Source organism: Streptomyces scabichelini, from assembly GCF_011045015.1.
GTDB lineage: Bacteria > Actinomycetota > Actinomycetes > Streptomycetales > Streptomycetaceae > Streptomyces > Streptomyces scabichelini.
Genome location: NZ_JAAKZY010000369.1, coordinates 1 through 5436, shown reverse-complemented (window position 1 = coordinate 5436; position 5436 = coordinate 1). Strand labels below are relative to the sequence as shown.

Below are 5436 nucleotides of genomic sequence, written 5' to 3'. Positions count from 1 at the left end.
CCACCACCCCACCCGTGCCCCCGTCCGGGGCGGCACCGGAAGAGCTTGGACAGAGCCTGCCGCCGAGTACCCGGCACACCACCGGTCTCGGCGGCCGAGGCGCCACATCACAGGAGTGCTCAACGATGAGTTCCAGACCTGTTCGCGCGGTCCGCCGTGCGATGACCGCGATCATCCCCGTCACCGCACTGCTCGCGCTCTCCGCGTGCGGCGGCGGTGCCACTCCGGCCGCCGACTCGTCGCAGGCGGCGGCATCGGACTCGCCCGGCCTGACCGCCGCCCGCAAGGCGATGGACGAGTACTCGAAGCGCCCGGCGCGGATTCCCGTCACCGAGCCGGTGGGCAAGGAGATTCCCAAGGGGAAGACGATCGACTTCATTCTGTGCGGCGTCCAGTCCTGCAAGGACCTCGCCGACTACTTCACCGCCGGAGCCAAGGAGCTCGGCTGGGAAGTCAAGCAGATCGCCACGCAGGGCACGCCGGAGTCCGTCCAGGCCGCCTACGAGCAGGCACTGCGCGACAAGCCGGACGCCGTCGTCGCCTCCGGATTCCCGCGCGCGGTGTACGCAAAGCAGCTGGCGGAGCTCAAGAAGGCCGGTATTCCCGTCATCCAGTCGAACGCCGACGACGTGGTGGGCGACGGCATCTCCCTGCTGAAGAACGGGCCGGCGGACGTCGACGTCCAGGGCACGATGATCGCCTCGTGGGTGGTGGCGAACAGCGGCGCCAAGGCCGACACCGTCTACTTCGACCTGCCCGCGTACACGATCCTGAAGCCCGTCAGGGACGGGTTCGAGGCCAAGTACCGGGAGTGGTGCGAGGGCTGCGCGCTGGACACCGTCGACGTGCCGATCACCGCGATCGGCAAGGACATGCCGGACCGTGTGGTGTCGTACCTCAGATCGCACCCGAAGGTGACCCACATCGTCTTCTCGCTGGGTCTGCTCAACGTCGGCGTCCCGGCCGCGATGAAGACCGCCGGCATCACCGGCAAGCACATCATCGTCAACGTCGGTGACGCACAGAGCTACCAGTACATCGAGGGCGGTCTCACCGACGCCGCCATGGCCCTGAACACGTACGAGACCGCCTGGATCCAGGTCGACGCGCTGGCCCGCCACTTCACCGGCCAGCCCATGGAGGCGGACCAGAAGGCGGATCTGCCCAACATGCTGATCACCAAGGAGAACCTGCCGTCCGCCGACGGTGACTTCCCGCTCGTCGAGGGCTACCAGGAGCAGTTCAAGGCGCTCTGGGGTCTGAGCTGACCGGCCTGGCGCCGCCGGCCTCCGGGCCGGCGGCGCCGGGTGCGACGGATGGATGGAGTAGCGGTGCACGCTGACATATCGGGCGACACATCAACGGGGACGGCGCACGGGCCGACCGGTACGGACGGCATGGACGAGACGGACCGGCCCGTGCTGCGCCTGTCCGGGCTCTCGAAACGGTTCGGCGGAACCCAGGCGCTGAAGGACGTGGACCTAGAGCTCGCCCCCGGCGAGATCCACGCGCTGATCGGGCCCAACGGTTCCGGCAAGTCCACCCTCATCAAGATCCTTGCCGGCTACCACCACGCCGAGCCGGGGGCGGTGGCCGAACTCGACGGCGAGCCGTTCGACCTGGGCCATGTCACCGGTTCACGGCACGACCGGCTCCGCTTCGTCCATCAGGAACTGGGCCTGGTGGAGGAGCTGAGCGCCACGGACAACCTCGCGCTCAGCCACGGCTTCGCCCGTACCGCGTTCGGCAACATCCGCTGGCCGGAAATGGAACGCCGGACGGCCGCGCTGGTCGAACGGTTCGGGCTCGGCATCGACGTACGCCGGCCGCTGGCGATGGCCACCCCTGTCCAGCGCGCGGTGGTGGCCATCGCCGCCGCCCTGCAGGGCTGGGAGGGCCGGCGCGGCGTGCTGGTACTCGACGAGCCGACCGCCGTGCTGCCCCCGGGCGAGGTGGCCCGGCTCTTCCACATCGTGCGGGAGATCCGCGACGCGGGGGCCTGCGTGCTCTACGTCTCGCACCGCATGGACGAGATCTTCGCGCTCGCCGACCGGGTCACCGTGATCCGCGGCGGACGCCGCATCGCCACCCGCCCCGTCGCCGAACTCACCCCCAGGTCGCTGGCGGAGCTGATGGCGGGCGAGGAGATGGAGACCGATCACCGGCCGCCGCCTCCGCCCGCTTCCACCGAGGCCGCCCTGGAGGTCCGCGACCTGTCGGCCGGACCGCTGCACGGCATCGGCTTCACCGTCGCCCGGGGCGAACGGGTGGGCATCACCGGCCTGGTCGGCTCGGGCCACGAGGTGGTGCCGTACGCCGTGTGCGGGGCCTACACCGGGCAGATACGCGGCGGTTCGGTGCGGGTGCCGGGGCGCTCCGACCGATGGGTCGACGCACGGGACGCGGGCGGACTCGGCATCCCCCTGGTGCCCGCCGACCGGGCGAACGAAGGCCTCGTCGGCGACTTCTCGGTCGGGGAGAACCTCACCCTCCCCCTGCTCGACCGGCTGCGCGCCCGCATCGGCCGGCTGCACCGGGGGCGGGAAGGCGCGCTCGCCGAGGAATGGATCCGGCGAGTGGAGGTCCGTACGGCCGGACGCGGGGCCCGGATCACCACGCTCAGCGGCGGCAACCAGCAGAAGGTCGTCATGGCCCGCTGTCTGGCCCAGCGGCCGCCGGTGCTTGTGCTGTGCGAACCCACGGCGGGCGTCGACGTCGCCACCCGACGGCAGCTGTACGAACTGATTGAGCGTCAGGCGGACGACGGCATGGGCGTGATCGTGTCCTCGTCCGACACGGAGGACCTGCTCGCGCTGTGCACCCGCGTCCTGGTGGTACGGGACGGCCGGATCGTACGGGAGATCAGCGGCCGGGACATCACCGAGCCCGCGCTTGTCCATGCCATGGAAGGGACCGAGTGACATGACATCCACCCCGACCCGGGCGGCACGGCACCGGCCGGCCGAACCGGACGTCCCCGCGGTGTCTCCCCTGGGGACGCCGGCGGGGCTGGGCCGACGGGCGGCGGCCGCCCTGTCGTTCCGGAACATCGGCGCCGTCTACGTATGGCTGCTCATCGCCGTGCTCTTCTCCCTGTGGGCGCCGGAGACGTTTCCGACCGCCACCACGGTCAAGCAGGTACTGAACGGCAACGCTGTGGCCGGTCTTGTGGCGCTCAGCGTCGTACTCCCGCTGGCCGCCCGCGTCTTCGACCTGTCGGTCGCCTTCACCATGTCGCTCACCAGCGTGCTGACGGCACGGTTCCTGGTCTCCGCGGGCCTCGGCCCCGGCACCGCGATCACCCTCGCGATGACGGCCGCGTTGCTGGTCGGGGTGATCAACGGAATCGTGGTGGTGGTACTGCGCGTCGACTCCTTCATCGCCACGCTGGCCACCGGCGCGCTGATCCAGTCCCTCATCACCATGGTCACCAACGACAGCTCGATCACCGGCCTCCAGCTGCTGGCCAAGCCGTTCGCGAACATCGCCCAGCTGGACGCGGGCGGCATCACGCTGCCGGTGCTGTATCTGCTCGTCGCCGCGACGGCCATCTGGTTCCTGCTGGAACACACCGCCACCGGACGCCGGCTGTACGCGGCCGGCTTCAACCAGAACGCGGCACGTCTGCAGGGAGTACGCACCGACCGGCTGCGCTTCATGACCCTGGTGACGTCCGCGCTGCTCTCCGGTTTCGCGGGAGTCGTCTTCGCCTCCTCCGTCGGATCCGGCTCGCCGACCGCCGGCACGCCCTATCTGCTGTCCGCCTACGCCGCGGCCTTCGTCGGAGCGACCCAGCTGCGCGCGGGCCGCTTCAACGCCTGGGGCACGGTGATCGCGGTCCTGCTGCTCGGCACCGGCATCACCGGGCTCGGGCTCGCCACCAGCGCGCAGTGGGCCACGAGCCTGTTCACCGGCTCGGTGCTCATCATCGCGCTGGTCCTCACCGGGGGACGGATCGCGTTGCCGACTGTGCTGCGCCGCCGGAAGACACCCGGCGACGACCTCACGGTCCCCGACACTGTCCCCGACTATGTGGGCCCCGCGCCCACCCCCGGAAAGGAGGCCTGACGATGAAAGCGGTTCAGTACTTGAAGGTGGGCAGCGCCCCGGAGGTCGTCGAGGTTCCGGCGCCCGAACCCGGCCCGGGACAGGTCCTGTTGAAGGTGACGGCGGCAGGACTGTGCCACTCCGACCTGGCCGTCATGGGCTGGCCCGAGGATGTGTTCCCGTACCCGCTGCCGATGACGTTGGGCCATGAGGGCGTCGGCACTGTCGCGGCTCTGGGCTCCGGTGTCACGGGGCTCGCGGAGGGCGACGCGGTGGCGGTGTACGGCCCTTGGGGCTGCGGTCTGTGCCGCAAGTGCGCGGAGGGGAAGGAGAACTACTGCCTGCGCGCCGCCGAGCTCGGCATCATGCCGCCCGGTCTCGGCTCCCCGGGCGCCCTCGCGGAGTTCATGGTGGTGGACTCGCCCCGTCACCTGGTGCCGCTGAACGGACTGGACCCGGTGCAGGCGGCGCCGCTGACCGACGCGGGGCTGACGCCGTATCACGCGATCCGCAAGTCCCTGCCCAAGCTCGTACCGGGGAGCACGGCGGTGGTGATCGGCGTCGGCGGTCTGGGCCACCTCGCCGTCCAGTTGCTGCGCGCGCTGACTCCGGCGCGGGTGATCGCCCTCGATGTGAGCGAGGAGAAGCTGGAGCTGGCACGCGCGGTCGGCGCCCACGAGACGCTGCCGTCCGGCGGCGAGGCGCCGGAGCGCATACGGGAACTCACCGGCGGGCTGGGGGCGGAGGTGGTCCTGGACTTCGTAGGCGTCGAGGCGACTCTGGCCGTCGCCGCCGCCTCGGTGGCCGTGGAGGGCGACGTGACCATCGTCGGCATCGGCGGCGGCACCCTGGCGGTGGGCTTCGGCGGCGGGCTGCCGTTCGAGGTCTCCGCCTGCTTCCCGTACTGGGGCAGCAGGGCGGAGCTCGTCGACGTCGTCGAACTGGCCCGGCAGGGCCTCGTCTCCTCCCACGTCGAGACGTTCGCGCTGGAGGACGCCCCTCTGGCGTACGAGCGCCTGCACGCCGGTGACATCAGCGGCCGGGCGGTGGTGCTGCCGCACGGGTGAGCCGACAAGTGCGGCACGTCGGGCCGGGCCTCGCGAGGGCTCGGCCCGACGGGTGTCTGGGGACGCGATGTGCCTCGCCCCCGCCGCCCTTACCCGTCCCATCCCTGGGGCTCCGCCCCAGACCCCGCCAGGGGCTGCGCCCCGAGACCCCCTCGGGGCTCCGCCCCGGACCCCGTTTCGGGGGCCAGCCCCCGGACCCCCGGTCCTCAAACGCCGGACGGGCTGAATTTCCGCCGGACAGGCTGATTCCGCCGGACGGGCTGATTCCCCGGGCGGCCTGACTTTCCGGGCGGCCTGACTTTCCGCCGGACGGGCTGAACTC

Annotated in this window: 4 protein-coding genes; all 4 read left to right on the top strand. The window is 71.2% G+C overall.

Going from position 1 to position 5436, the window contains the following annotated elements; genetic code table 11:
• Positions 1-125 precede the first annotated feature (125 nt).
• The 4 genes from G5C60_RS49245 (at position 126) to G5C60_RS49230 (ending at position 5114) form a co-directional block, all read left to right on the top strand.
• The gene (locus G5C60_RS49245; RefSeq protein WP_165270599.1) at positions 126-1268 is read left to right on the top strand and encodes a sugar ABC transporter substrate-binding protein; all 1143 of its coding nucleotides are present in this window, start codon (positions 126-128) and stop codon (positions 1266-1268) included.
• Between the two features lie 63 nt (positions 1269-1331).
• Positions 1332-2921 (top strand): ATP-binding cassette domain-containing protein, encoded by a 1590-nt coding sequence (locus G5C60_RS49240; protein ID WP_165270597.1) that lies wholly within the window; start codon positions 1332-1334, stop codon positions 2919-2921.
• Position 2922: 1 nt separating this feature from the next.
• Positions 2923-4068, top strand: a complete 1146-nt coding sequence (locus G5C60_RS49235; protein ID WP_165270595.1) for an ABC transporter permease — start codon at positions 2923-2925, stop codon at positions 4066-4068.
• Between the two features lie 2 nt (positions 4069-4070).
• Positions 4071-5114: an NAD(P)-dependent alcohol dehydrogenase gene (locus tag G5C60_RS49230; protein WP_165270593.1), complete on the top strand. Its 1044-nt coding sequence runs from the start codon at positions 4071-4073 to the stop codon at positions 5112-5114.
• Positions 5115-5436: the final 322 nt, after the last annotated feature.